This window comes from Arsukibacterium sp. (assembly GCF_033721375.1).
GTDB lineage: Bacteria > Pseudomonadota > Gammaproteobacteria > Enterobacterales > Alteromonadaceae > Alishewanella.
Genome location: NZ_JAWWAP010000001.1, coordinates 486,335 through 511,229, shown reverse-complemented (window position 1 = coordinate 511,229; position 24,895 = coordinate 486,335). Strand labels below are relative to the sequence as shown.

27 protein-coding genes are annotated in these 24,895 nt (G+C 48.1%); 23 read left to right on the top strand and 4 right to left on the bottom strand.

Annotated elements, in window-relative coordinates:
• The first annotated feature begins 312 nt into the window (after window positions 1-312).
• From R3187_RS02385 to R3187_RS02370, 4 genes are all read left to right on the top strand, one after another.
• On the top strand, window positions 313-531 hold the full coding sequence (locus R3187_RS02385) for a hypothetical protein (RefSeq protein WP_318965097.1): 219 nt from the start codon (window positions 313-315) through the stop codon (window positions 529-531).
• A 344-nt stretch (window positions 532-875) separates the two neighbouring features.
• Window positions 876-1,232 (top strand): VOC family protein, encoded by a 357-nt coding sequence (locus R3187_RS02380; protein WP_318965096.1) that lies wholly within the window; start codon window positions 876-878, stop codon window positions 1,230-1,232.
• 199 nt (window positions 1,233-1,431) lie between these two features.
• Complete coding sequence (locus tag R3187_RS02375) at window positions 1,432-1,821, top strand: hypothetical protein (protein WP_318965095.1); 390 nt, start codon at window positions 1,432-1,434, stop codon at window positions 1,819-1,821.
• Window positions 1,822-2,115: 294 nt separating this feature from the next.
• The gene (locus tag R3187_RS02370; protein WP_318965094.1) at window positions 2,116-3,060 is read left to right on the top strand and encodes an alpha-L-glutamate ligase; all 945 of its coding nucleotides are present in this window, start codon (window positions 2,116-2,118) and stop codon (window positions 3,058-3,060) included.
• Window positions 3,061-3,208: 148 nt separating this feature from the next.
• Here R3187_RS02370 and R3187_RS02365 read toward each other — a convergent pair whose 3' ends face one another.
• On the bottom strand, window positions 3,209-4,981 hold the full coding sequence (locus R3187_RS02365) for a hypothetical protein (protein WP_318965093.1): 1,773 nt from the start codon (window positions 4,979-4,981) through the stop codon (window positions 3,209-3,211).
• A complete protein-coding gene (locus R3187_RS02360; RefSeq protein ID WP_318965092.1) occupies window positions 4,971-5,333 on the bottom strand; it encodes a hypothetical protein in 363 nt (120 codons plus the stop codon). Before R3187_RS02360 ends, R3187_RS02365 begins: the two co-directional genes overlap by 11 nt.
• 244 nt (window positions 5,334-5,577) lie before the next feature.
• Between R3187_RS02360 and R3187_RS02355 the strand changes: the two genes are divergently transcribed.
• The 10 genes from R3187_RS02355 to R3187_RS02310 all read left to right on the top strand — a co-directional run bounded on the left by R3187_RS02355 (window position 5,578) and on the right by R3187_RS02310 (window position 13,232).
• Window positions 5,578-6,072, top strand: coding sequence for a hypothetical protein (locus R3187_RS02355; RefSeq protein ID WP_318965091.1), 495 nt, complete (start codon window positions 5,578-5,580; stop codon window positions 6,070-6,072).
• Window positions 6,073-6,360: 288 nt separating this feature from the next.
• On the top strand, window positions 6,361-6,657 hold the full coding sequence (locus tag R3187_RS02350) for a hypothetical protein (protein ID WP_318965090.1): 297 nt from the start codon (window positions 6,361-6,363) through the stop codon (window positions 6,655-6,657).
• Window positions 6,658-6,754: 97 nt separating this feature from the next.
• Complete coding sequence (locus R3187_RS02345) at window positions 6,755-7,213, top strand: DIP1984 family protein (protein WP_318965089.1); 459 nt, start codon at window positions 6,755-6,757, stop codon at window positions 7,211-7,213.
• A 436-nt stretch (window positions 7,214-7,649) separates the two neighbouring features.
• Window positions 7,650-7,961, top strand: a complete 312-nt coding sequence (locus tag R3187_RS02340; RefSeq protein WP_318965088.1) for a hypothetical protein — start codon at window positions 7,650-7,652, stop codon at window positions 7,959-7,961.
• Window positions 7,962-8,007: 46 nt separating this feature from the next.
• On the top strand, window positions 8,008-8,532 hold the full coding sequence (locus tag R3187_RS02335) for a GNAT family N-acetyltransferase (protein WP_318965087.1): 525 nt from the start codon (window positions 8,008-8,010) through the stop codon (window positions 8,530-8,532).
• A 12-nt stretch (window positions 8,533-8,544) separates the two neighbouring features.
• Window positions 8,545-9,264: an RluA family pseudouridine synthase gene (locus R3187_RS02330; protein WP_318965086.1), complete on the top strand. Its 720-nt coding sequence runs from the start codon at window positions 8,545-8,547 to the stop codon at window positions 9,262-9,264.
• A 145-nt stretch (window positions 9,265-9,409) separates the two neighbouring features.
• Window positions 9,410-9,667, top strand: a complete 258-nt coding sequence (locus R3187_RS02325; protein WP_318965085.1) for a type II toxin-antitoxin system ParD family antitoxin — start codon at window positions 9,410-9,412, stop codon at window positions 9,665-9,667.
• Window positions 9,668-9,671: 4 nt separating this feature from the next.
• Window positions 9,672-9,992, top strand: coding sequence for a type II toxin-antitoxin system RelE/ParE family toxin (locus tag R3187_RS02320; protein WP_318965084.1), 321 nt, complete (start codon window positions 9,672-9,674; stop codon window positions 9,990-9,992).
• Between the two features lie 322 nt (window positions 9,993-10,314).
• Entirely contained in the window at window positions 10,315-11,124 is an 810-nt protein-coding gene (locus R3187_RS02315; RefSeq protein ID WP_318965083.1) for a PhzF family phenazine biosynthesis protein, read from the top strand.
• Between the two features lie 167 nt (window positions 11,125-11,291).
• Window positions 11,292-13,232 (top strand): serine hydrolase, encoded by a 1,941-nt coding sequence (locus R3187_RS02310; protein ID WP_318965082.1) that lies wholly within the window; start codon window positions 11,292-11,294, stop codon window positions 13,230-13,232.
• Between the two features lie 44 nt (window positions 13,233-13,276).
• On the opposite strand, the gene R3187_RS02305 is transcribed toward R3187_RS02310, so the two are convergent.
• Together R3187_RS02305 and R3187_RS02300 are read right to left on the bottom strand one after the other, a co-directional pair.
• The gene (locus R3187_RS02305) at window positions 13,277-14,164 is read right to left on the bottom strand and encodes a hypothetical protein (RefSeq protein WP_318965081.1); all 888 of its coding nucleotides are present in this window, start codon (window positions 14,162-14,164) and stop codon (window positions 13,277-13,279) included.
• 194 nt (window positions 14,165-14,358) lie between these two features.
• A complete protein-coding gene (locus R3187_RS02300; RefSeq protein WP_318965080.1) occupies window positions 14,359-14,826 on the bottom strand; it encodes a CreA family protein in 468 nt (155 codons plus the stop codon).
• A 26-nt stretch (window positions 14,827-14,852) separates the two neighbouring features.
• Between R3187_RS02300 and R3187_RS02295 the strand changes: the two genes are divergently transcribed.
• The 9 genes from R3187_RS02295 (at window position 14,853) to R3187_RS02260 (ending at window position 24,858) form a co-directional block, all read left to right on the top strand.
• Entirely contained in the window at window positions 14,853-16,061 is a 1,209-nt protein-coding gene (locus tag R3187_RS02295; protein WP_318965079.1) for a mechanosensitive ion channel family protein, read from the top strand.
• Window positions 16,062-16,349: 288 nt separating this feature from the next.
• Window positions 16,350-16,772: a GNAT family N-acetyltransferase gene (locus R3187_RS02290; protein WP_318965078.1), complete on the top strand. Its 423-nt coding sequence runs from the start codon at window positions 16,350-16,352 to the stop codon at window positions 16,770-16,772.
• A gap of 246 nt (window positions 16,773-17,018) precedes the next feature.
• Entirely contained in the window at window positions 17,019-19,403 is a 2,385-nt protein-coding gene (locus tag R3187_RS02285) for a TonB-dependent receptor (RefSeq protein WP_318965077.1), read from the top strand.
• A gap of 71 nt (window positions 19,404-19,474) precedes the next feature.
• Window positions 19,475-20,176: a response regulator transcription factor gene (locus R3187_RS02280; RefSeq protein WP_318965076.1), complete on the top strand. Its 702-nt coding sequence runs from the start codon at window positions 19,475-19,477 to the stop codon at window positions 20,174-20,176.
• Between the two features lie 7 nt (window positions 20,177-20,183).
• Window positions 20,184-21,455, top strand: coding sequence for a HAMP domain-containing sensor histidine kinase (locus tag R3187_RS02275; RefSeq protein WP_318965075.1), 1,272 nt, complete (start codon window positions 20,184-20,186; stop codon window positions 21,453-21,455).
• Window positions 21,456-21,521: 66 nt separating this feature from the next.
• A complete protein-coding gene (locus tag R3187_RS18790; protein WP_413229011.1) occupies window positions 21,522-21,698 on the top strand; it encodes a type II toxin-antitoxin system RelE/ParE family toxin in 177 nt (58 codons plus the stop codon).
• A 226-nt stretch (window positions 21,699-21,924) separates the two neighbouring features.
• Window positions 21,925-22,383: a nuclear transport factor 2 family protein gene (locus R3187_RS02270; protein WP_318965074.1), complete on the top strand. Its 459-nt coding sequence runs from the start codon at window positions 21,925-21,927 to the stop codon at window positions 22,381-22,383.
• Between the two features lie 133 nt (window positions 22,384-22,516).
• Entirely contained in the window at window positions 22,517-23,596 is a 1,080-nt protein-coding gene (locus tag R3187_RS02265) for a serine hydrolase domain-containing protein (RefSeq protein WP_318965073.1), read from the top strand.
• A gap of 2 nt (window positions 23,597-23,598) precedes the next feature.
• Entirely contained in the window at window positions 23,599-24,858 is a 1,260-nt protein-coding gene (locus R3187_RS02260) for an alpha/beta hydrolase-fold protein (RefSeq protein WP_318965072.1), read from the top strand.
• The last annotated feature ends 37 nt before the right edge of the window (window positions 24,859-24,895 follow it).

Here is a 24,895-nt window from a genome sequence, read left to right as displayed (position 1 = left end):
GGGCACCGGACATTCATCGGTTAACCTGTTGCTGGCACTATTCAATCAAAAGGGTCACAATCAAAAGGGTCAGGTTCATTGATTTTGGATAAGTGGGTTGTTCTCAAGAGAAATTAAGTTGTCAAACCGACCAATCTTCAACCTGCAAATCCAGTACCCGTTTAAATTCCCGGGTGTTATTGGTTACCAAAATACAGCCTGTGGCGATGGCCTTACCGGCAGCAGCCAGGCAGACAACAAGTTCTTGTCACCCGTTAACCTTTATTTTAGCGACTCAAAAGAGATCTGGTTTTGGGAGGTCAGGTAATTGCTATGAAAAAACTCGCCATATATGCACTACTTGTTGTTGTCACCTTTATCTTAAATTTTGCCATTTACAACCTGTCGTTTAATCCACAAGCCACTCCGTTCTTGCATGAAGAGCAGAGAGTTGTAAGCGGCTTACTGATGTTGAAAACCACCTTGCCCGCATACTTTATTGCCGCTGTTGTTATTGCGGCGATGTTTTATTGGCTGGGAAAGCGCAGGTAGGGCTCTCTAAAATGAGGGGTGATGGATTATCTGGGAGCAATCAAAAGGGGCAGTGTCATTGATGCATAGCTGAATTGCTTCTGATGCAGTATCAAGGAACCTGACCCTTTCGGTCTGTATTTTGTAGGTTGGGGGACGTTAATGCTAATTAATGCGGTACTCGCCCAAGGCAAAAATCGTAGTGGCTCGTGGTTTTTAATTTCATTAATCTTGGGGCCTATTGCCACTTTAATGCTGGCCCTGGTTTCCAAGCTGCCAGAAAATCGGTAAGGTAAACTTTTTTACTACAAACGGTTGTTTGCCAGCGCGGCTACGCTGAGCGTTATCGCGCAGATAGGAACGATATGAGCGGACCACAGAAAAGCGGAGTTATAGTTTACTCAAACAATATAAAGAGATTGTCTGATTTCTATACTGGTATGTTTAACCTGACCTTGCTAAGAGAAACCGATGATTTTATCAGTGTTGGCGATAGTGATTTCAATATTGTGATCCACACACCACCAATTGAGATTCCTGAACACCACTTCAATACAGTAAAAATATTTCTCACGGTAGAGAGCCTCGAAGAAGCAAGAGGTCGGGTTGAAAAGTTGGGTGGCGAAGCGCTAGCGGGGGAGTGGTCAAATCCCGTATTTAGCGTCTGCAATATTTCAGATCCAGACGGAAACCACATACAAATCAGAGAGTTTAAGCTATAAAAACGCTATCTCTTACGTGCCTTTTAAACAGGTTCTAATTATATCGCCAAGCGATCCCCGTCTGGCAAGGCTAACCGTTCCGCATGGCGCTCCAGTTTGGACTCAAGATGTGTACTCGGCGATAGAAATAAGCTATAGAAGGGTTACGGGGAAATAACAAGCAGTAGCAACCTCGTTTGGATAAAACAAGGAGAGACAAATGAAATGCATATTGCTGATACTTACCTGCGTTGCAACATTAACTATTGGTGCTGTTAGCGCCGCCGACGTTATTGTGCCATTTGGCATACCCAAACCCCCTAATGCGAGATTGGCTATTAATGATGCCTATGATAGCGGTGCTGGTGACAGAGAGGAATGGATAGCAAGGTTCGGCACGAAAGCATCACGCCAGGACACTATCGCTTTTTATCGTGATGCGCTGGAACAGGCTGGGTTTGAAATTTATTCAACAGCGGACAGAGCTGGTTCTGCCATGCTGGCGGCCAAGCGGGATAGTGACCGCATTACCATTTCTTTTAAAGATAAAAGCGATTGGGTTGAGACGAATGTAAGCGAAATTTCTATCAAAGCGGTGTACAACAAATAGCTGATATCACTTAACACAAGCGCGCCCGTTGCCTGCGGCAGGCTCAGACATTCCCCTGTTCGTTTAAAAGAGGTTCTATCCACTATTGATTAAGTCGATACTTAAAAGAGAGCGGCTGACCCCCCGTTTTGGTTGACACAGAGTGTCACCTTGCCCGCATACTTTATTGCCGCGATGTTTCATTGGCTGGCGAAGCGCAGATAGTGCGCTTTAGAATGAGGGTTGCTGGGTATACTTCACCCATCGGCGACAAACCAACAACACCATACACCTGGTAATTAAGGGCTACAGACAATGAGCAAGATTTACGTGCTGCATGAAAACAATGACTGGACAGTTCATTTACAAAACAGACTTGATGAACTGAATTACCCTTATGAGTTATGGCACTTAGATGAGGGCTCAATCGATTTATCGGCTGAGCCACCACAAGGCGTTTTTTATAATCGTATCAGTGCATCGTCCCACACCCGGGATCACCGGTTTGCCCCTGAACTGGCTGGCGCGGTTATCGCCTGGTTGGAATATCATGGCCGTAAAGTAATAAACGGCAGTCGTGCATTAAGTCTGGAGATCAGCAAAGTACATCAATACTTAGCCTTAGAAAAAGCAGGTATAGCGACGCCAAAAACCATTGCCGCAGTAGGTAAAAAACATATTATTGAAGCGGCAAACTCGCTTGGCATCAGCTCATTTATCACTAAGCATAATCGTGCGGGCAAAGGCCAGGGTGTGCAATTATTTCACTCAGTACAGGCACTGCAAGACTATCTCGACGGGCCCAATTTTGATGCGCCGGTTGATGGCATTACCCTTATTCAACAATATATTAAGGCAACCGAACCCTTTATCATCCGGCATGAGTTCATTGGCGGCAAGTTTTTGTATGCGGTTAAGGTTGATACCTCTGAAGGCTTCGAACTATGCCCGGCTGATGCCTGTTCAATTGGTGACATGTTCTGCCCAACTGACGAAACCTCCACTAAGCCCAAGGCTAAATTTGAAATACTGCAAGACTACCGCCCGGCGTTTATTGAACAGTATGAAAGGTTTTTGGCAGCGAATGCCATTCAGGTTGCGGGTATCGAGGCCATTCAGGATGCCGACGGCAACAGCTATGCCTATGATGTGAACACCAATACCAATTACAATTCAGACGCTGAGGCAAAGGCGGGGCAATTTGCCATGCTTGAGCTGGCACAGTACCTTAAAGCTGAGTTAGATAAATTAGCGTTGTAAAACGTCGGTTTCTGGACGAGTAGGGTTATTAAGTAGCAGGCAAAGTAGCAGGGACAGGTCTTGCCTTTTGCCAATCCCCAAAGGCAAGAAACAAGACCAGAATCCGATACGCGTAAATTACAATGTCGCACACTCTGATTAGTTGTCTCTATTGCTTAATGGCTTTTTCCGGCACTAAATCCGGGTTCCATTTTCTAAAGGTGTTGTCTAAAAATTCATTGGCAAGCGGCTCAAACTCAGGGTGTTGGCTCATTCCGTAAAAGGCGGGCGAGCTTAAGATAAACTTCTCAATTCCTATGGTGAATGTGTCCAGCATTGGTTGGCGCTTAAACATATTCTGGGTTTGCTGTAGAGAAATATCGCTTTTGAAATACATCAACCCTGCACACCACCAGCCAAGCTTATTTTGGGTTTGTTGGCATAGGGAATTTGCATTAGCAAGGTTAGTTTGCAGTGCCAGTACATAACTGTCGTCGCCTTTGCGTTTTTTAACGGCTGCGTAGTCATAAGGCTCACTGCGATTAAGATCAACGCGTTGCATAAACTCCTCTGCGCTTAGGCCTGCCAACTGCTGCTGTTGTTCATACAAGGTTTCGTCGCCTAACAGCAGCTTGTAGTATGTCAGTAATTCGGTTTTTGTAGATTCACTAACCGGTAATTGTTGATAGCGCAGGTGTTGTTGTTCGTTGAGTTTGCCTCGCATATCTAAATCCAATAGTAGTAAAAAGGCGTTATAAAATTGTTCTGCATAATCCGGTGACTGGCGTAACTCTGCTGCCATATAATCCAGCGCGGTATCGGTATTGCCGGTCAGGATATTAACTGCAGATTTTGCCCTTCTATAGTCTGCAACTGGCTCGCCGCGGTAGCCGCTAACCAGGGCTAAGGTCGCTTCAATATCCTGTTGGTAGGCGTAACTAAAATAAAGGTTGCTGACGAAGTTCAGTGAGCTGTCGGGAAATAGCCGTTCCATTCTTGATAACAATGCCTGAGCTTTAGCTGGCTGTTCCGTTACTAAGTACAAATACACCAGGTTGGACATATTGACCTGACTTTGCGGATTGGTTTTCAGTATCTGCTCCCGGCGCAGAATCATATCCTGGTAATTATCCAGCCTTAACGTACTGATATTTTGAATGAGCGGGTCGTTAGGGGCTTGTGCATAAGCTTGTTGAAAAAGCACCTGACTAACCTCTAGCTTAATGTTGTTCTCAGCGTGCTTTGCCATTACCAGCGTTTTAAGTGGAAAGTCTGGTGCCGCCAATAGCTCCCAAAACAAGCGTTCTGTCTCTGCCTGACGCAATGCGTCGGTAAAACCACCATAGTCTAAGGCAAAGGTATACACCATATACAGTTGCGCCTTAGCCAGAGAAAACTGCGGATCGAGTTTAATGGCTTGTTGCAATAAGTCAGCGGCTTGCTCTAATGACTCTGAGGTGCGCTGATAAGCCAGCTCCCGCCCCTGAATAAATAACTCATAGGCGTCGGGATTGGTGGTCATCCCGGCTTCATGTTCAACCTGCTCGGGTAACAGATTCAGTTTGAGTGCCTGGGTAATGGCAAAGGTCAGCTCATCTTGCAGGTCAAAAATACTGGTGAGTTCACGATCATAGGTTTGTGACCAGATATGTGCGCCAGTGGCAACTTCAATTAACTGCGCGGTAATCCGTACTTTGTCTTTATCTTTGCGCACGCTGCCTTCGAGTACATAGTTAACATTAAGTAGTTCGCCGATTTTGCGAATATCAGTTTGGCTGCCTTTAAAGTTAAACGAAGAGGTACGTGCTATCACCACCAACTGATTTAAACGCGCTAAAGAATTAAGGATTTCTTCGGCAATGCCATCACCAAAATAACCCTGGGAATTATCCCGACTCATATCTTCAAACGGTAATACGGCAATAGAGCGCTCAACTTTCATCGGCTGAACTGACAAACCAGTTTTGGTAAAAGATAAACGCCAATGCCAGCGCTAACGCGGCGGCTAAAATATAATTAATTTTACTGCCGGTTTGCTTACGAATAGACTCGTTAATATCCACCTCATGAGTGCGTTTAAGCCCCTCAGGTGTCAGTTCAAAGGCCCAGGCAAAAATACAGACAAACGGCAAGGCAATGGCCAGAATGACGGTGGTAATGGTGCTAAATAGAGTAGGCAGATGTAAGGCGGGCGAAATAACCGCAACAATTTGCAGGATAATCCAGCAGGTAACCAGATAAACACTGGCAACCTTGAATACATTACGGCGTTTTAGCTCAGTAAATAATGTCATGCGTCCTGCTCATTATTTTTTGTAAGTTAACCTTAAAGGATAAACGGCAACAGTACAAATAATGTACGAATATATTCATGCTTGAAACCACGCGATGCTATTTGCTACCGGACTTACCTCTATGAGCTGCGGGATCCGAGCTGCAGGGTCGGGTCTTGCGTTTTGCTAATCAGAATAATGCTATTTATATCAAGATACTGATGTAAACTCTGCTTCAGGTAAAAACCAGTAAGCAGGGTATGTGATGAACAGTGCTTTACACTTGTTTCTGTGGATAGCAGGGCTAACAACGCTTTGTTATTTTGTATTTCTTATCCTGACTCATATGGTCGAAGACAAAAGGCAACGTGGCATTGAGATGATTAATGGCAGAGAAGTCGATATGGGCCTGCAGGGAAGTGCCTATGACGATGAATTATTGCAGGCTGGGTTACATTTATGGCCTGGTAAAGACGGCGAAAACGAGTTAATTAGTGCTGCGCCTACTGCTGCAATCATTTCTGAATTAATGGCTGAACTGTACTGGCAAGAGATTAGCTATGTAACATTGGTATTTGCCGATTCCAGCAGGGTTGAGGTCAGTGGCAGTTTAGATGACGGCTTTAGTGCAATGTACCAAAATGGCGACGAGGAGCAGTTTGCCGATCCGGCCCCCGCATCCATTACCGAGATGACTGATATGCTGTGCGCTTTTAAAGCGGATCCGCAAGCGGCTTTAAAGCAATATGGCTTTGTATGAAATATTAGGGGCGGGCCTTTCTTTTTGAATCAGTGGTCGGAGTTAATTATCGCCATTATCCTGCAAGGTATTGAGATGCATGGAGTTAACTTAGGTCATCTTTATTTTTTTCCGCCCCTTTTTCCTGCTCTCTTTTTCCGTGTTTATCTATAGTATTGCTCTTTACCATCGATATAATACCGGGCAGGTTTGACTGGTTGTGATTAATTAAAGCATTACTAATTCATGGCACTATACGTTTAACCCTATAAGAACGACATTAACCCAAGCATAAAAGGTGTACTTACAATGGAAGAAATAACAGTAACATGGAAATTGGCAATAAAAGTATGGTGGAGCTGGTTCTGGCGGATGTTTATCTGGGCTATTCCTGCAGCTTTATGCGTGGGGTTTTTTATTGGAATGGTCTCAGCAATGGTAGGCTTTTCGCTTAGCGAATACGGACTACAATTGAATCTTATTGGTGTGCTTATTGGCATGTTCTTTGGTATCTACGCAATGAAAACCATTTTAAATATCCGTTTTAACGGATACCGTATTGCGTTAATTAAAACTGATGACGGGGTAACGGCTATTGATGCCTGAAGCATAAATGAGTGGGACAGGTTCTGTATTATTTTCCAATTGAAAAAGTAACAAACAAACCTGACTCTGAGACGTGTTAGCTTTAAGGGAGTTAAATTTGAAACTTGCAGAAGCATTAAGTATAAGAGCCGATTTGCAGAGAAAGGTAAATCAGCTAAAAGAACGGATATTAAGGAATGCAAAGATTCAAGTTGATGAGAAACCAGCTGAAGATCCAAATGAGCTACTCTTAGAATTAGATCAGGCTTCGAAAGAGCTTGTTGTTCTGGTGAAAAAAATAAATAAAACAAATAATATTTTGACGTTTGACCAGAATAATACGATGGCTGACATCTTGGCCGAGCGAGAGCAGCTGGCCTCTTTGCGAGATCTCTACAGAGAGCTAGCCAAACAAGCTACTGTTTCTCAAGATCGTTATAAAAAGCTAGAGATCAAGTTTATGCCTGCTGTGGACGTAAAGAGTGTTCAGAAGCAGGCTGATGACTATGCCAAACAGTTCCGTGAACTTGACGTCAGAATACAAGCATTAAACTGGACTGAAAACTTGATTGATTAAAGAAGTACGGTAAGTTTGTATTCGGGCGAATGTTTCCCGTCAACTGGGTTAAGTTGTACTACGGTGAGGTGTAGGGGCATACCTCGAAGGTTCAACTCCTTCATTTATTGTTATCCCCTGTATTGTGTACATTAGAACATAGTACTTATTACTGTTACTCCCAAAAACATTGACGTTTACAAGCTGAGGGTGGGGACGGGGTCTTCTTTAACTAAGCATTTTTGAGCTTTTTGTCTCATTTGTTTGATAGTGGGGGCGGGCATTGTGTCCGGTTTTAGATGCACTGTTGCACTGGGTAGAGCAGAAAGCCTCGCTTTGATAGAAACGTTCTTTTGAATACTTACTTGACGGTTGAAACACAGTGTTGGTTCATGAGCCCTTGCCTGCAATTGTGCCGACTTGTTATACGAACGCGTTTATAGAAAACGGAGCCAGCGTGAAAATTATTCGCAGTAAAGACTTTAGCGCCAGCCGCGCCTGGGGCGCGCTGGATATCGCCAGTATGAATGGCATTACCACCCGCTTGCACTGGACAAATCAGCCTTATAAATGGCATATCAATGATGGTGAAGAAGTATTTGTGGTGCTTGATGGCATGGTAGATATGCATTACCGCCAGGATGGCAACGAACAGGTTAGCCGGTTAGCTGCCGGTGATATTTTTTATGCTGGTATTGGCTGTGAGCATGTCGCTCATCCGGTGGGCGAAGCTCGGATTTTAGTGATAGAAACAGCGGGTAGCGTTTAACAGGTTTTGCCGCGCTAAGAAAATGACACCGACACCGACAATGACAATGACAATAACAGTCCGATTAATTAAACCGGCAGATATTATGGCAGTCGTGGCACTACAGGATAGCTGCTACAGCGACGCCTTATATGAAAGCCCGGCACTATTGCAGCAACGTTTAAGTGTCGCTGCCGACAGTTGCTGGCTGGCTGAAAACGTTAACGGCCAGTTATTAGCTTATTTATTTAGTTATCCGTCAATCAATGGCCAGATTACGCCGTTGGCGTCGGCTTTTACATTAAATGCTATGCCTGAGCTGCTATACCTGCATGATATGGCCGTAAACCCGGCAGCGCGTGGGCTGGGGCTGGCCAGCCGCTTGCTTGCTACCGCTCAGCAGCATGCATTAAGCCAGGGCCTGATGAAACTGGCCCTGGTAGCCGTGCAGGGCTCGGTACCTTACTGGCAGCGACAAGGTTTCAGGGTAGTTACTAAGCTAACCGGTAGCGCAGAGCACGCTCTGAGCAGCTATCAGGGTGAGCACGCGCGTTATATGCAAGCTGCGCTGTTTAGCGATACAAAAGGCTGAAGCGGAGGGCTTTTGGATATTATTGATACCTTTATTGCACCGGCCTGCCATGAAGCTGTGGATGTTTTATATCAGGACGAGGCGATATTACTGATCAATAAGCCGGCAGGCCTGCTGAGCTTATCGGGTAAAAACCCGCTTAACCTTGATTCGGTGCACTTTCGGTTAGTGAATGGCCGTTTGGTAAATGGCCGTTTAGTAAATGGCCAGCCTGCTGTCAGTCCATCGTTTCCCCATGCCAGATTACCGCACCGCTTAGACTTTGGTACCTCGGGCATTATGGTGGTTGCGCTGACCCCAGATGCCACCGCTAAGCTTAATAAACAGTTTCAGGATGGCACCGTCCAAAAGCATTACACTGCGATGTTAGAAGGTTGGGTGAGGGCGGATGAAGGGGTGATAAACGCGCCGATTGCCAAAGATAACAGCCAGTTTCCGCGGGTAAAAATTTGCCAGCGCACTGGCAAAGCCGCGACCAGCCAGTTTAAAGTATTAAACCGGTTCAGCGATCCAAAGCGCAGCCTGGTGCAATTTACCCCGCTTAGCGGCCGCACCCATCAGCTGCGTATTCATAGCCTGAGCATCGGCCACCCCATTCTGGGGTGTGATTTATACCATAGTGCCAGCAGCCAACAGCTGGCAGACCGATTATTACTGCATGCCAGTGATATCTATTTTGAACATCCGGTAACCGACGAGCCGCACCACGGCCACTGCGCCAGCCCTTTTTAGGTTCTATCCTCTATTAGTTAAATCCATACCTGAAAGAGAGCGGCTGGAACCCCGTTTTTCGTCAACCTCGTAAACTACAAAAATTGACAATCTTTGTCGCCAAGCCTAGCATGACGGATACTAGTGCTTACCCTTGGAGGCCATCATGCATGTATCCCTGACGCCCGAATTAGAGTCTCGCATTAAAGCCAAAGTTGAGAGTGGCTTATACAATAACGCCAGCGAAGTTATCCGCGAAGCCTTGCGTTTTATGGATACTCACGAAGACTGGATCCATGAAGTAAAACTGGCTCAGCTGCGCGAGCAATTGACAGTGGGTACTGATCAACTGGACCGTGGCGAAGGTATTGCAATTGAATCAAGGGCAGCACTGGATGCGCTGTTTACTGATATAAAAGGCTAAACATATGCCTGCTTACATGCTCGTTATTGCGCCTGCGGCTAAAAATGACTTGAAAGATATCTATCAATACGGACTTCGGCAGTGGGGGCAAGCCCAATCAGACAGCTACCTGCTGGCCATTAAACATCAGCTTTGGTTGCTAACAGAGCAACCGCTAATCGGCGTCGAACGTCCAGAACTGCTACCTCATATCAGATGCTTACCCATTCAAAGCCATATTTTGTTTTACCGGGTTATCACCAACCAGGTTGAAATTATTCGCGTGCTGCACGGCCGACAAGATCCTCACAGGCACATGCTTGCGCTCCCGATAGCTGGAGGGTAGGGATTGCGCTTTTAAAATGTGACATCTTATTTTGCAGCATTAGCAACGAGCGGGTGTTAGTGTCAGGTTTTGCGGTGCTGTATCTAAAAGGCACCGCTTATATTTAATGGAAGTTTTGTTGGCCGTTAGCATGCCGGACACAACACTCTTCCTCACTCGCCGGGGCAACTCGCCCGCAGCCTTGCGGCAGGGCTCAGACACTCCCCGGCTCCTTCAAAAGAGGTTCTATCCTCTATTGATTTAGCCGATGACAGTGCCTGAAGCTGCCACTACAATAACCTGCAATACCTGTTACTAGCACGGTAAACCTAAGGAGTCTGGCTTGGAAGTAGATATTTATATTGTTGATGCCTTTACCAAACAGCAGTTTAAAGGTAACTCTGCCGCGGTGGTGCCATTACAAGATTGGCTGGCGCCTGAGCTAATGCAAAATATTGCCGCTGAGAATAATCTTTCCGAAACCGCCTTTATCGTTGCTTCAGCTGCTAATCAATATCAGATCCGCTGGTTTTCGCCGTTAACCGAAATCGACTTTTGTGGCCACGCCACCCTGGCGGCTTCCTATGTGATATTTCAGCATTTGGCCGGGCAGGGGGAAATTGAGTTTGTCACCCGGGAAGTGGGCTCTTTGTTTGTTAAGCAGCATAGCGACGGCAGAATTGAGATGAGCTTTCCCAACCAGTGCCCGCAACTTGTTGAGCAGGTGCCGGAGGCCTTACTGGCCGGTTTATCAGTAACACCGATTAAGGTTTTAAAAAACCGCCAGGCCTATTTTGCGATAATGGCATCGGAGCAGGAGGTTAAAAAACTGAGCTATCGCTCTGAGCAGTTAAAGCAGTTAGCGCCTTATGATGTGGTGGTTAGCGCTAAAGCCAGTGCCACCAGCAACACAGATAAGTATGATTTTATTTCCCGCTATTTCTGGCCGGCGAACGGTGGTGATGAAGATCCGGTAACTGGCTCTATTCATGCCGGGCTGGCGCCTTACTGGGCGCAGCAGCTGGCTAAAACAGAATTAGTGGCGTACCAGGCATCAGCGCGCGGCGGCACCTTGTATTGCAGCATCAGCAATGACCGGGTGTTAGTATCAGGTTTTGCCGTGCTTTATCTTAAAGGCACAATTTTTATTTAAAGGTACTGTTTTTATTTAAAAGCGTTGGTTTTGTTAGCGTCGCGGTTGGCAGGCTATGCCATAGCCAGGCGCTTAGTCCTTTGTTTTGGCTAACATTTGTTTACACTCTCCATTTGAATCTGCCAGCTTGCTGGGGTTTAATAAGCCAAAAAAAGAGAGAAAACACCATGGACCTTAAGCGCTTATTCTCAGGAGCAGTCGCCGTCAGCCTGCTGTTAACCGGCTGCGGTGAACCCGGTTATCCTGATCATTTGCAGGTGCAACGCATCGATCAACCGGATCTGCAGGCAATGTTAATTATGCCTGAAAACCCCGGCACGGCGCTGCCTACCGTGATTGTGGTCGGTGGTTCAGATGGCGGGCTGAATAGCGCAACCACTGCCGCTCAGGCCTTTGCGGAGCAGGGGGTTGCCGCTCTGGCTGTCGGCTATTTTGGTATGCCCGGATTGCCAGAAACGCTGAACCGTATTCCGCTGGAATATTTTGACGCTGCCTTGCAATACATTGACGCATCTGCGCAGCTAAGTCGCAATCAGTGTCAGAAAGTGGCGATTATCGGCAGCTCCCGGGGGGCGGAACTTGCGTTGCTGCTTGGTGCCAACTTTGATGGCTACGGCCCGGTAATGGCCGTTTCGCCCAGCTCACACGTCTGGGGAGCCGTCCAGGACAGTAATGCTGCCGCCTGGACGCTAAATGGGCAGCCGCTGAATTATGTACCGCGCCATTCTCAGCCCGATTATTCGGCCAAACGCTTTATTGGCCGTGAGTATTTCAGGCAGGATTTACAGCACCCCGATGCAGTTGCCGCAAAGATAGCGGTCAGTTCGGTTCAGACTGAACTATTACTTTTTGCCGGCGCCGATGACCAGCTTTGGCCTTCTGCGCAAATGGCAGAGGCCATTGCCGCTGAGCTTAAACAATCGGGCCCGCAATCAAGGGTGACGTCCGTTATTTACCCTGCGGCTGGCCATGTGATTACCCCGGGGCTGCCTGCTAATTTAACCGAAGCCACCCTTATTAACGGCCAAACGCTGGTACTGGGCGGTCAGCCTGACGCCAATGCCCGGGCGCAGCAGGATATTCTGAAGCGGGCCGTTCACGCCATTAAACATCCGGTTTGCTATGACAGCAACGCAGCGTTTAACCGCAATAAACTTAACCAGTTAACTGAGTTTGTTAAAACGACCGGCACCTCGTCGATGGTGTTGATGCGCTCCGGTGAAGTGGTTTTCAAATATGGCGATATTCATCAGAAGCATACTATTCATTCTATCCGCAAAGCCATGCTGAACTCTCTGTACGGTATTTATGTTGAGCGCGGTGTTATTAACCTTGATGCCACCCTGGCTGAGCTGAATATTGATGATGTCACCCCCCTGACAGCAATCGAAAAAGGGGCGACGCTTCGTCAGTTGCTGCAATCCCGCTCCGGGATCTATCTGCCTGCGACGGCCACTTCAGCGGGTATGCTGGCAGCCATGCCGTCGCGTGGCCAATTTAAGCCCGGTGAACAATATGTATATAACAACTGGGATTTTAATGTGGCCGGTGCCATTTTTGAAAAACTGGCCGGCGAATCAATTTATGCCGCCTTTAAGCGGGAAATCGCTGACCCCCTGGGTATGCGGGACTATAACGGCAGCTATACGACCATCGATAACGATACTGACATTGCCACGCTGACAGTAGATGGCTTTTATCAGTATGAGCCTGAAAAATCAGCATTCCCGGCCTATCATTTCCGGATGTCGGCTTATGATATGGCGCTTTACGGCCAGCTGTATGAAAACTTCGGTGTCTGGAATGGCCAACGTATTTTGTCGCGCGAGTGGATAGAGCAAAGCACCACCTCTTATTCTGTTACCAACCGATACATGGACTTTGGCTATGGCCTGCTGTGGAATGTGATTAATGCTAACGATAAACGGCCCAACCAGGCCTTTTATCATACTGGTGTTGGCATTCACATGCTTGGGGTATACCCGGGCTCTGATCTGGTTTTTGTGCATCGCGTTCAAACCGAAACGGAGTACGAATTTGATCAGCAAAACCTGTATCGGATTATTGGCCGGATGTTTGATGCACTTGAAATGGCAGCAGAAAAATAAAGCAAACAGCACAACTGTATAATATTAGTTTTGCAGCTGGCGGCTCAGTCAGTAGCTTGCCAGACATGCTCCCGTAATAATTCAAGGTAGGGACCAGATTCTGGATCATCATTAAACCAGAGCGTCAGCACTTGCAAAAATGCCGGGTGCTGGCGAACCAGTGGCAGTACCTGATTTATCTTTTCAATCGCCGCCCGGCCCCATTCTGAGTTGGTACAACCAATAGCGCCCAGCACATGCTGACCCTGGTTTTCGGCAACCTGCAAAAATACCAAATCGTCAGAAGGGTTTTCAGCTTTATCTAAATTATGCAGAATTTGATACTCAAGGGTGTAGTCAATCCGCCCCTTCTTAATCATCGCCAGAATAGCGACTGTTGCGTTCTCTCCGGTGTGAGCAATCCGGCTGATGTCGTTCTGTAGTGCGTTATCTAAAATATTTTGTACTGCAGGGTAATGACGGCCGTCGGGATAACCAAAGCGAAAAGTACGGTCGCTAATTAAACTGGCAAGCCGAACCGGATTACCATGCCGTGCCTCAATTAAACGCGCCTTTTCCGGGGTGGTGATAATGCCGTGTGGATAGTAAAAGTGAGTGGGTTCGCTTTGAATGGTATCGCCCGGGACAGGGCGATAAATCATGCAGGGAAAACATTGGTTTTCTTTGCGTTGGAACTGCTTGCGGATGCGTGATTGAGGCAACACAAGACGGTTACTGGCAAGTTCTGGTAAATGTTGATCAATAACATCGGTCAGCACATCACAAATGCCCTGGCCAGCAAAAGGACCATCTACAATATGAAATGGTGGCGCGGCGTTAATCACCCATTGCAGAGAGTCAAGCTGGTACTGCTTAGGATCCAGCGCTACCGCTGGCATCAAGACGCTCGGCAATAACGTCGCCAGCAATAACAGCTTTTTTTTTAGCAACACTCCAGTCTCCTCCAGTCAGCGAAACCAAGATTAAGTTGACGGCATTGTACCCTGTGATCATAAATCGCTACTGAACCCGACATCAGGTTTGATGTTTAGTGGTTAAGCTCGCTAGACATCAATACGGTTATGTGATGCTTTGCAGTTCAATGAATATTGCTAATTTACCCTAATAGCATTCTTACTCAGCGCTGTTATTGCTGTAGCTTCGCTGCGTTATAGGCTTCGGTACCCCAAAGTGGCACTGTCGACAGGCTGTGTTTAAAGCTGCCTGAGGTTTCCTTGGTGGAGTAGGACACATACATCAGGGTCTGGTTGTCGGCGTCGTAAATGCGGCGAATTTTCATGGTTTTAAAAAAGATGCTTTTGGATTTGGTAAACAGTACATCACCGTTTTTGCTTTTATCTATCTGCGCAATCATTTGTGCAGTGATAGGGCCGGTCTGGCGACAGGCGATCGAGCTGTCTGACGGGTCGGAAAAATCCAGGTTAGCCTCAATACTGGAAACATGGCAGGTGACGCCGGTAACTACCGGATCGACCACCGCATCCAGCTTTATATCCTTAGTAGTAAATACCCCCAGCGATACATCGCCCACTTCGTTTTTGCCACAGCCGGCAAGTGCCAGCAACAGTAAGCCACAGTAAATAGCGCGCATCATCAGCTCTCCTCAGGTTAATTATTGCTATGTTGCCAGCCTTGGCAGTTGACACTCAGCATAGCATTGTCAGATTGCTATGTAGTGGTTATCTGCTAGATTATCAGGCAACTGATGACGATTTGGCGGGCCAGCGTATGGAGCAATTGATCAGGGAAGGTCTGGTGCAGTGGGCGAGTGCAGCGATCCAGGCGTCACTTGCTATGTCAGCGGCCTTTATCTTTTATAAAGGACTGGTATTTTTAATTGCCCGCCTGTTCAGGCCTGATTCTGCTACCCGTATCTTTTTTAATGCCTCGGCCCGCGCGCTTGGTACTACGTTAATTCTGTTAGCGCTGTATAGTGTGCTAAATACGGTGCCGGAAGATCTACCATTGCTGGCGCCTATTCTGCACATCACAAAGCTGCTGTTGATCATCTCGTTATCCTGGACCGCAGTCAGTTTTACCTCAGCCATTGGCGATGTCATCGTGATGCTGAACCCCGCCTTTGAAAACGAATGGAAACACGCCCGTAAGGTTGAAACACAAACCCGATTTTTTGTCCGTGGTTTAAATATTGTCATTGTGCTGGTGGGCTTTGGTGCTGCGCTAATGACCTTCGAAAACGTCAGCACTATCGGCTCCAGCTTGCTGGCTTCAGCCGGTATTGGCGGTATTATTCTCGGCTTTGCTGCCCGCCCGGTCCTGAGCAACCTGCTGGCAGGAATGCAGATTGCGATTACCCAGCCATTTAGGATTGATGATGCGATGTATGTTCAGGGCGAATGGTGCTGGGTGGAAGAAGTCACTGCTACTTATGTGGTGCTAAGGGTATGGGATTTGCGGCGGCTGATAGTGCCACTGCAATGGTTTATTGAAAATCCGTTTCAGAACTGGTCGCGAAATACTTCAGATCAGACAGGCAGCGCGCTGATTTGGGTAGATTATGGTATTCCTGTTGATGCACTGCGCGAAGAGTTTGGCCGGCTGCTGGAGGCAACACGCGATTGGAATGGGGTAACCCAGTCAGTTCAGGTGGTCGAAACAGGTGAAAAAGCAATGCAAATCCGATTTCTGGTGAGCGCTAAAAACTCCAGCACCCTCTGGAATTTACGGTGTTATGTGCGCGAAGGGATGATTCGTTTTATTCAGCAGAATTATCCGGGCTATCTGCCACAGCACCGGGCTCAGCTAACTAAAACCCCGGAAGCGGGCGGGGAACAACCAGGCTTCAGCGCAGATAAACCCACTTTTTAGTAAGCTTGTGTTGATTTTATTGCGGATTAACAAGGCTGATAAAATTGCCCTACGGAGTAACCGATGAAGCAATCGCAATATCCATTATGGTTACCACTGGCAGCACTAAAGCAAAAGTTAAAAGTATTGCTGCAGCAGAAGTAACTGCAGCATTTCAGTCAGCTAAACCGATAACCCGTTGTAATTAAAATAGAACCGGCGTAATGTCCTTACATTTAATTTATAAGGTCGATAAAGTCTGCTGTTTAGCGCAGATTTTTCTCAAATTACTGACTGGGAACGCTATCAGTGGTGACATTTAAACCTGCTACAAATTTGGCAAAAGCGGCGCGGTATACCCTGACCAATATGCGGTCTTATTATCAGCAGTATTCGGTTGAGTGGGATGAAGCGCAAATTGAGAAAATAACTGAGGATCTTATTAATTTTGATATTTTCTCTGAAGGTGAAACGGTAGGTGTAATCAGGTTGCAATTTGACAGTGAAGGCTGTTACCTGCGTGATTTGCAAGTTGATAAAAACTATCAGAATCGAGGTATCGGCTCTGAAGCCATCGCCGAAGCAGTGCGGCTTGCCAAAGCGCATGGCTCACATTTACTTAAACTCAGAGTATTTAAAAACAGCCCGGCAGTATATCTGTATAAGCGGCACGGCTTTAGTGTAACCAGTGAAGACGAGCGGTTTTATTATATGCGCCGCGCTATTGGCTGACTATCCGTTTTTACCGAAAGCTATTCTTGCCGCATTAAATAGCATCTGGTTGCTATTTCCCACCAGTTAGGCGGCTGCAGACATCCAGGCTCTGAATAATCCCCCTGTTTCAGCGACGTTTTAGTCACATTGGCTTTGCTAACATCGCAGCGTTTCATCAGAAAAATACAGCGGATTGTTGGAGGATAGTGATATGAGCAGGCACGCAAGACAGGTATCGTGGGAAACTGGCAGAGGGATAGCACTATGAGCAGACAATTGAAACAGGGTTCGTGGCTGATACTGTGGGCGCTACTGGCTGGCTTGCCGTATTTTAGCCACGCAGCAGAGGCGCCTGGTGCACTGACCGTTATTGTTAAAGATCAGCTGACTGAGCGGCCACTCCCAAACGTGCAGATCACAATCAGGGAGCGGGAAACCGCTGCCAGCCAAACCTTAGCCACTGACGAGCTGGGGCGCATCGTTGTTGAGCAGCTCGACCCGGGTCTGTACTCGGTAAACGTTAGTAAAAGCGGCTTCGCAGCATTGTATGAGCCAAGCGTGCGCGTGGTGACGCGCAAAAATATCAAAATTGAATTTGACCTGCGGCCGCAGGCAATTGAGGTCGTAGAGGTGCGGGCGCAGCAAACCGATCCATTTGCATCTGCTTCCAGCACCTATCTTGACCGAGAAGCGCTACGCAGTGCTGTCGGCGGTGGTGCCGATCCGCTGCTGTCGCTGGACGGCTTGCCTGGCCTGGCATCGGCCAGTGAATTTGCCAGCTTTAGCGTGCGCGGCCGCGGCCCAAGAGATAATTTGTTACTGGTGGATGACTTTCCGTTTGATAAAGCGGTGCATTTTGATGCAACCCTGGGTGAAGAGGAAGATGTTGGCGGTGGCGGCCGTTTCTCGATTTTTGCGCCGAATGTTATCAGCGGCGCAGAGTTCTCACCGGGAGGCTGGGGCCCTGCTTATGGCGGCCGCGCAGCATCACTGCTGAAACTGGACGTTGCCGATGGCAATCCAAGCCCGTCAGCCAGTCTGCGTCTGGACCTGGCCGGTTATGAAGTGGGTTACGACGGTCCTGCCGGTATTACTGATGACGCGACATTGCTGGTTTCTGCCCGGCGGCTGGACTTTGGCGCGTTATTTGAAACAATTGAAGAGCTGGACATTGGTGAGCCGGTGTTAAGAGATATCATTGTAAAGTCGGTTATACCCATTAATCAGAATCACACCTTTGAAATTCTGATGATTGATACCCACGAGGATTACAGCCGCGATGTGACGCACGTGTTCGAATCGCCCAACTTCGAAGATGCTGCGCTGCAGGATTCTGAACAAGACAGTGATTTGTATGGTCTGACATTGCGCTCATTAATCGGTGATAAAGCGGTCTGGACCAACAAGGTTTACTACCGCAACAGCGACAAGGTTAGCTCAGAGGGCGAAGCCTTTCCTGATCTGGTACCTGAAGGATCGCCTGCGGCTGATTTTCCGCTGCGCGAAGACATTATTACCATCGGTGAAGCTGAAACAGAAATAGGCTGGCGCAGCGATTTTGAGACAGTCAATCAGTGGGGGCTATTCAGTGCCGGGTTGCGGGTAACCCAAATTGAACTGGACTACCACACGGTGTTGGACGGCGACTGGATCCGCTTTGTTTACGACGATGATGATTTCAGACCAGACCCCGACCAGCGGTTTATTGTGCTTGAGCCCGGCAACATCAACTCTGCCATCAATCAAAAGGAAATGAGCTACGCTGGCTATGTCGATCAGGTGTTTGAGCACGGTGACTGGGATTTCAGCACGGGCTTACGGCTGGAACGGGACGGCTTTGCCGATGAAAGCGTCGCCTCGCCCAGGTTCAGTGTTAACTGGCAGCCGGGCAGAACGGTCAGATACTTTGCCACTGCAGGGCTGTTTTATCAGTCGCCACGCTATCTGGAGCTTGCCGCTAACGAGTCAAACGCGCTTAAAAACGAAAAAATCAGCCATGCCAGCGTCGGTGTTAAGTATTTCCCGGCCAATAACTGGTCTGTATTAACCGAGGCCTATTATCAACACCTCGACGATCTGGTGGTCGATCTTGATCGGGCCAGCGGTACCTTTGCCAACATTGGCGATGGCACATCGTACGGTGTCGATATCGTTATCAACGGTATCCTTCGCGAGGGCCTTTACGCTACCGCAACCTATTCATATAACGATGCCGTCGTCGACCGCAAAGATGGTCGGGGTGAAGTTGCCGCTGAATTCAGCCGCAAGCATGTTGCCACCCTTGGCCTGACCTGGGAAATCAGTGACCGCTGGAAAGTTGCCGGGCGTTACAAATATCTTTCCGGCAGGCCAGCCGACAACTTTATTATTCACGCCGACGTATTGGGACCGGGGCAACCGCTGCGGTACTCGAAAGAGATCACTGAGCGCAATGTGGGTCGCAACAGTGGTTCCGGCTTGCTGAATGCTCGCGTTGACTATCGTCGCGCCTTTGGCCCGATAGATTTAACCGCCTTTCTCGACGTTATCAACGTCACGGCAGCGTCTGCGGGCGATGACACCGAGTTTGACTACCGCCGCGGTGTTCTGGTGCAGGACGATAGCGAAGCCGAACCGCTGATCGGTCTGCGACTGGATTATGCGTGGTAAATTGGGCATGGTAAATTGTGCCTGGTAACAACAGGTAATAGCGGGCAATAGCGGGTAAGGAGAAGCAGCTTATGGTTTACGCGCTTGGTGTAATGCCGGTCAGAGTGTTGATTGTCGAAGACAACCGCGACATTTGCGCAAATATTGCTGCCTATCTTGCAAAACATAGCTACGTGATGGATTTTGCCTATGACGGGATAAGTGCGATGCAGCTGGCGCTGACGCATCGGTTCGATGTTATTGTGCTGGACCTGATGCTGCCCGGGATGGATGGCTTAAGTTTTTGCAAAAAACTACGCTCTGATGCCAAAGCTGATACGCCGGTGCTGATGCTGACGGCCAGAGACACCCTCGACGATAAACTTAAGGGCTTTGCGGCGGGCGCCGACGATTATCTGGTCAAGCCATTCGCATTACAGGAGTTACATGCGCGGCTGCAGGCGCTGTACAAACGCAGTCACGGCAAAACCGACAATTTGTTAACGGTGGGTGAGCTGACGCTGAACCGGTCTACACTGCAGGTGCATCGCGCCGGGCGGCGTGTCGACCTTAATCCTACCGGTATGAAATTACTGCAACGACTGATGGAGCAGGCACCGGCTGTGGTGACTCGCGATGAGCTTGAAACCTTGTTGTGGGCTGACGAGCCCCCTGATGGTGATGCCCTTCGCTCGCACATGTACAAGCTGCGCCAGGCTATCGACAGGCCGTTTGACAGCCCGCTGATCCATACGGTGCATCGTATCGGTTACCGGATTGCGGAGGATGCATAGAGGATATATGAAAGATAAACAGCCGCTAATGTACCGGCGCAGTTTACGCAGCCGTGTCGCTCTGGCATTTGCGCTATGTGTTGCGGTACTTAGCGTGGTCTGGGGCTTCGCTTTCGTCGCTGCGGTCAGGTTGAGTGAAGACCGGGTACTGAGCCAACAGCTGCAGCTTGCCGCCAACAGCTATCCGACAATGCCGGCGAACCTTCGCGGCTATGATGATATTGCCAGCTTGCCGCAATCACTGAGGGCCTGGGCAGAGACTAACCCTGCTGAGGGATTGTACGAATTCGAAGCCGACGAGTTGCATGTCGCGGTGCTATCTGCCGACAATGAAAAGCTGCCTGCCGGCAATGCACAGCGACCGGCCTTTGTGGTGTTTGACGTTGCCGGGATTGAGGCGGCCTCGTCAGAGGATTGGTGGTTGCTGCTTGTTATCAGCGGCGTTGTCGGTACGCTTGGTGTGCTTGGTTTCGGCCTGGGCGTTATTGTGATGCGCAGAGCGGTCGCCCCTGTGGCGCAACTGGCCAGAGCGGTTGCCGACATCGACCTGGAACATTTGTCAGCTGAAGATTACAAACGGATAGACTCCAGCCGCTTTGGTGATGATGAGGTTGGGGTGCTTGCTGCGGCTATTGAGAAAACGCTTGAGCGTATCAGCGCCTTTGTTGAGCGGGAGCGCTATTTTACCGGTTCTGCCAGTCATGAGTTACGCACGCCAATTACGGTAATAACAGGCGCACTTGAGCTGCTGGAACAAAGCGACCTGTCAGCGACCGATGTCAAGGCGCTGGATCGGGTGCGGCGGGCGACGCTTGATATGAAAACCACCATTGAAATGTTCCTGTGTCTCGCCCGCGAAACCGATGACGGCTTGTATGACGAGCAGTTTTCGGTGTTGCCACTGGTGAACAAGGCGATAGATCAGCAGCGCTACCTGTTAAACGGCAAGTGCATCGATGTTAATATCGACCAACTGGCAAACCCCAGTATCAGCGGCCATCCACAGGCTTTTGCTATTGCCGTCAACAATCTGGTGCGAAATGCGTTCGAGCACACGCTCGACGGCCAGGGCCCGATTACCATTCGTATTAATGCGCATGAGCTGTTAGTTACCAATCAGCTGAGCCATGACACTGATGAGTTGCACCCGCCAACCGGGGCGTCGCCTCACGGTTATGGTCTGGGGCTGGCTATCGTACAACGGCTATGTGAGCGCAATGGCTGGTCGTTTTCAATGCTCGCAGATGAGAAGCGGGTAGTCGCCCGTCTTTCCTGGTGACGATGGACTGCTCTTTTGCAGGTTGAATGTTTTTAGTAGCAAAATGCTGTTTAGCTTGAGACGGCCATCAGTCAGCTGCTTAGTCATCCGTTGTTCGGCACTGACTATGCGCATGTGCTGACTGGCTATCGCAGTTTGCAGGTAGAGTATCACGCAGTTTTCTATCGTGTGCTGCAGTCAAAGCTGCGGATTGTTCGCGTTCTGCACCAGGAGATGGATGCGCCCCTGAAGCTGTTGGATTAACGTTATAAACCACACACACTGATTCTTAGAAGTTTTCATATTGGTGACGATGGCTAAGACTGCGTACACCTATAAATCATTGTAAATAAGCCAGTTACAATGTAATGTCATCAACATCCAATTTACAAAGACGTACAGTTATAGCAACGGGGTGGGGCATACTGCTCTATCGTGCAGGTTTTGGCGACTGCTGACAGCGTTCTTGAATTTTAAAAAAGGAGTTCGTATGAAAAAAGGAATTATTTCGTTGTTGGGTTTTATATTTTTTAGTTCAGGCACACTGGCTGATAAATTTGATTACGATGTGTTTGTTAAAGCTTACTACCAGGCAGAGGTGATGACTCAGCAACCAAATGCAACGGCGGAAGATTTGGAACATTATTTGTCTTTTCTTACCGATGACGTTGGCAACCAACATTTCCCGAACGCGCCTGATGACTCTCGTGAACCAGATGGCAAAGCCTTGATGCGTAAAGGTATGACCCATTATCTTGGTGTTCATACAGAATACAAAGCGGAACTCATCGACTATCAGTATGGATACAACGCGGTTGCCATTAAACACAAGTATTCTGCAAAAGGCAAAAGAGCAGATGGTTCAGATTTTAGCTACAGCAAAGTAGCACTGGATGTACTTGAACTTGAAAATGGCAAAGTCTCTGTTATCCGTCGCTACAGTGAATAACTCACAGATCACAAATTTTATAGCCAGCAAAAAACCGTTGGCTGCGCCGCCAAACCGCTGCGTGGCTTTTGGCGGATTTGGCGGCTGTTAGCCGGTTTTCGGGTTATATTGCTCCGTGTAAGTGGGATATAAAATGACAAAATTTAGTGTGTTTGCTTCGCTATACTTATTTTTTGCCTGTGCTGCCAATGGTCAGACTTCCAATGTTGATGTCCATACTGCAGTTGATGCTCAACTGCGGATTAATCAGCAAACACATGGCATTCCTGGTCAGGCCGTGCTTGTACTTCACAACAGCGATATTTTGTACCGCAATGCTACTGGCATGACAGCGATTGAAAACGGTACCTTTGTCACGCCCGAAACGGTCTTCCCGGTGTATTCAGTAAGCAAGCTGTTTGCCATCACCCTGGCGATGCAATTGCAGGAAGAGGGAAAGATTGATTTTTCTGCGCCGGCCTCACGTTATGTAAAGAATCTGCCGCAATCCTGGCGAAATATCCGGATCGATCAGTTTTTAAACCATGTGTCAGGCATTCCTGAATATTTTGACAGTAATGATTTCACACGTCCTTTTCCGCCCAGCCTGGCAGCTGTTTTTGCGAACTTAAAAGATGTGCCTGTATCTGCACCCGGCGAACGGACAAACTACACCAATACCAACAATCTGGTTATCGCGGCTATCCTCGAATCCATAACGGGTAAACCATACCGCATGCTGGTACGCGAGCGGATCATTGAACCGCTTGAGCTGCAAGATACGTGGCTTGATCGTGCTGACGTACCCAAAAACCGCCTTGTTGAAAGCTATCGGGCGAATGAGGGCAAGATTGTGCCTGACTTATTGATAGTGTGGCCGGATTACAGCGCCGCGCACGTGGGCGCTTACATGACACTGGACGACGTGGGCAAATTTATGTCTGCTATCGCGCAAGGGCGTCTTGTTGCAAAGCAGGAACTACAGCGCCTTTGGCAGCCTTATCAGTTCGCTAACGGTAACGTTGGATTTTTTGCCGCAGGCTGGGATTATGGTAAGTCAGGTCGCTGGCACGAGGTCGGCCACGACGGTGGCACCAAGGTGCGGGTGCGCATTTTGTTCGATGATAATCTTGATGATCATTACGTGGTCGTCTATCTGACCAATGGCAATAAAGATGGTGTCTGGTCGCACACGCTGGTCACTTCGGTCCAGACGCTGATATTACCGAAATAGCTGTGGCCTGGCAGAATAGCGCAACGTTTCTGGCCAGCTTCATTGAAGTTATTAAAATAAATGGAAAAATAATGAAGAGAAGGAATATCGCCAGAAGAATAGTTACCTTTTTAGGTTTGTCACTGATTGCTTCAGCTGTTTTCGCTCAGCAGGCATCAGTTTCCAACAATGAATACAGAACAGTGACTGATACCCTTTATTCGGACGTTCTGAGCGAAAACAGAACTATTACGGTGCAACTCCCCAAGAGCTATAACGCTTCGCCGGACAAGCACTATCCTGTTATTTATCGGCTGGACGGTAAGAGTAATATTCCGCTTGTGTCGGCAGTGTTAGAGCGGCTGCAAAAAACAAATGCGGCGCCTGAAGTTATCATTGTCGCCATTGAAAATACTGACAGGTTGAGAGATTTTTACCCAACCGTCAATCAGGAGCCGCAGGGCCCTGTTGGCATTGGCGGGGGGGCGCCAAAATTCTTAAAATTTATCGAAAACGAACTTATCCCTTTTGTTGATAAAAAATACCGTACCCATGATTTTAAGGTCATTGCCGGGGCCTCCGCTGCCGGCGTATTCGTACTTTACGCTTTGCAAACCAACCCCGAACTTTTCCATGCGCATCTCGCTTACAGTGCAGCTGTTTGGTGGAATTATGGGGCATCGGCAAAAAGCACAAAAGCGTTTATGTCTGAAACAAAAAAACTCGACACCTATTTATATATGAACATTGGTGAAGAAAGTGGCGTGATGAGAGAGCGCTACAACGATTTGCAAAGCTTTATTTCAGCCAACCGGCCTGAAGGCTTAACATTGATAAATGATGAGTTTGACAATGTCCCGCACGGGTTAACCTCAGCCGCTGGCATTTTTAATGCCTACCAGAATCTGTTCTTACCGTTACGGATGCCGCTTCGAGACTATACCGGCGACACCAGCTCAATTGCAGATTATTACCAGCGGCTATCAGCTCAATATGGTGAGCAGACTGTGCCGCCGGAATGGATGGTACGTGAGTTGGCTTACCACTTCGTCAATATCGGCAATTTTGAACAGGCGATTAAGCTGTTCAAATATGACATATTGCTTTATCCCGAAAAACCAGATGCATACAACGGTCTGGCCTATGGCTACGAGCAAAGTGAGAAGTACGAAGCGTCACTCGCCGAGGTTAACAAAGCAATTGCTTTATCCGGTAAAGACGACGACGGCTATGACGTTTATCTTGCCCGTAAACAGCGACTACTTAAGCGTTTGGCGCAGTAAATTTTAAACCCGGGGCGACCCGTCGAATCAGTGTTAT

Bases quoted from the DNA above. Each gene is read 5' to 3' on its own strand.
- R3187_RS02385 (WP_318965097.1), top strand. From the start codon at position 313: ATGAAAAAACTCGCCATATATGCACTACTTGTTGTTGTCACCTTTATC.
- R3187_RS02380 (WP_318965096.1), top strand. From the start codon at position 876: ATGAGCGGACCACAGAAAAGCGGAGTTATAGTTTACTCAAACAATATA.
- R3187_RS02375 (WP_318965095.1), top strand. From the start codon at position 1,432: ATGAAATGCATATTGCTGATACTTACCTGCGTTGCAACATTAACTATT.
- R3187_RS02370 (WP_318965094.1), top strand. From the start codon at position 2,116: ATGAGCAAGATTTACGTGCTGCATGAAAACAATGACTGGACAGTTCAT.
- R3187_RS02365 (WP_318965093.1), bottom strand. From the start codon at position 4,981: ATGAAAGTTGAGCGCTCTATTGCCGTATTACCGTTTGAAGATATGAGT.
- R3187_RS02360 (WP_318965092.1), bottom strand. From the start codon at position 5,333: ATGACATTATTTACTGAGCTAAAACGCCGTAATGTATTCAAGGTTGCC.
- R3187_RS02355 (WP_318965091.1), top strand. From the start codon at position 5,578: ATGAACAGTGCTTTACACTTGTTTCTGTGGATAGCAGGGCTAACAACG.
- R3187_RS02350 (WP_318965090.1), top strand. From the start codon at position 6,361: ATGGAAGAAATAACAGTAACATGGAAATTGGCAATAAAAGTATGGTGG.
- R3187_RS02335 (WP_318965087.1), top strand. From the start codon at position 8,008: ATGACAATAACAGTCCGATTAATTAAACCGGCAGATATTATGGCAGTC.
- R3187_RS02325 (WP_318965085.1), top strand. From the start codon at position 9,410: ATGCATGTATCCCTGACGCCCGAATTAGAGTCTCGCATTAAAGCCAAA.
- R3187_RS02320 (WP_318965084.1), top strand. From the start codon at position 9,672: ATGCCTGCTTACATGCTCGTTATTGCGCCTGCGGCTAAAAATGACTTG.
- R3187_RS02310 (WP_318965082.1), top strand. From the start codon at position 11,292: ATGGACCTTAAGCGCTTATTCTCAGGAGCAGTCGCCGTCAGCCTGCTG.
- R3187_RS02300 (WP_318965080.1), bottom strand. From the start codon at position 14,826: ATGATGCGCGCTATTTACTGTGGCTTACTGTTGCTGGCACTTGCCGGC.
- R3187_RS02295 (WP_318965079.1), top strand. From the start codon at position 14,853: ATGTTGCCAGCCTTGGCAGTTGACACTCAGCATAGCATTGTCAGATTG.
- R3187_RS02285 (WP_318965077.1), top strand. From the start codon at position 17,019: ATGAGCAGACAATTGAAACAGGGTTCGTGGCTGATACTGTGGGCGCTA.
- R3187_RS02280 (WP_318965076.1), top strand. From the start codon at position 19,475: ATGGTTTACGCGCTTGGTGTAATGCCGGTCAGAGTGTTGATTGTCGAA.
- R3187_RS02275 (WP_318965075.1), top strand. From the start codon at position 20,184: ATGAAAGATAAACAGCCGCTAATGTACCGGCGCAGTTTACGCAGCCGT.
- R3187_RS02270 (WP_318965074.1), top strand. From the start codon at position 21,925: ATGAAAAAAGGAATTATTTCGTTGTTGGGTTTTATATTTTTTAGTTCA.
- R3187_RS02265 (WP_318965073.1), top strand. From the start codon at position 22,517: ATGACAAAATTTAGTGTGTTTGCTTCGCTATACTTATTTTTTGCCTGT.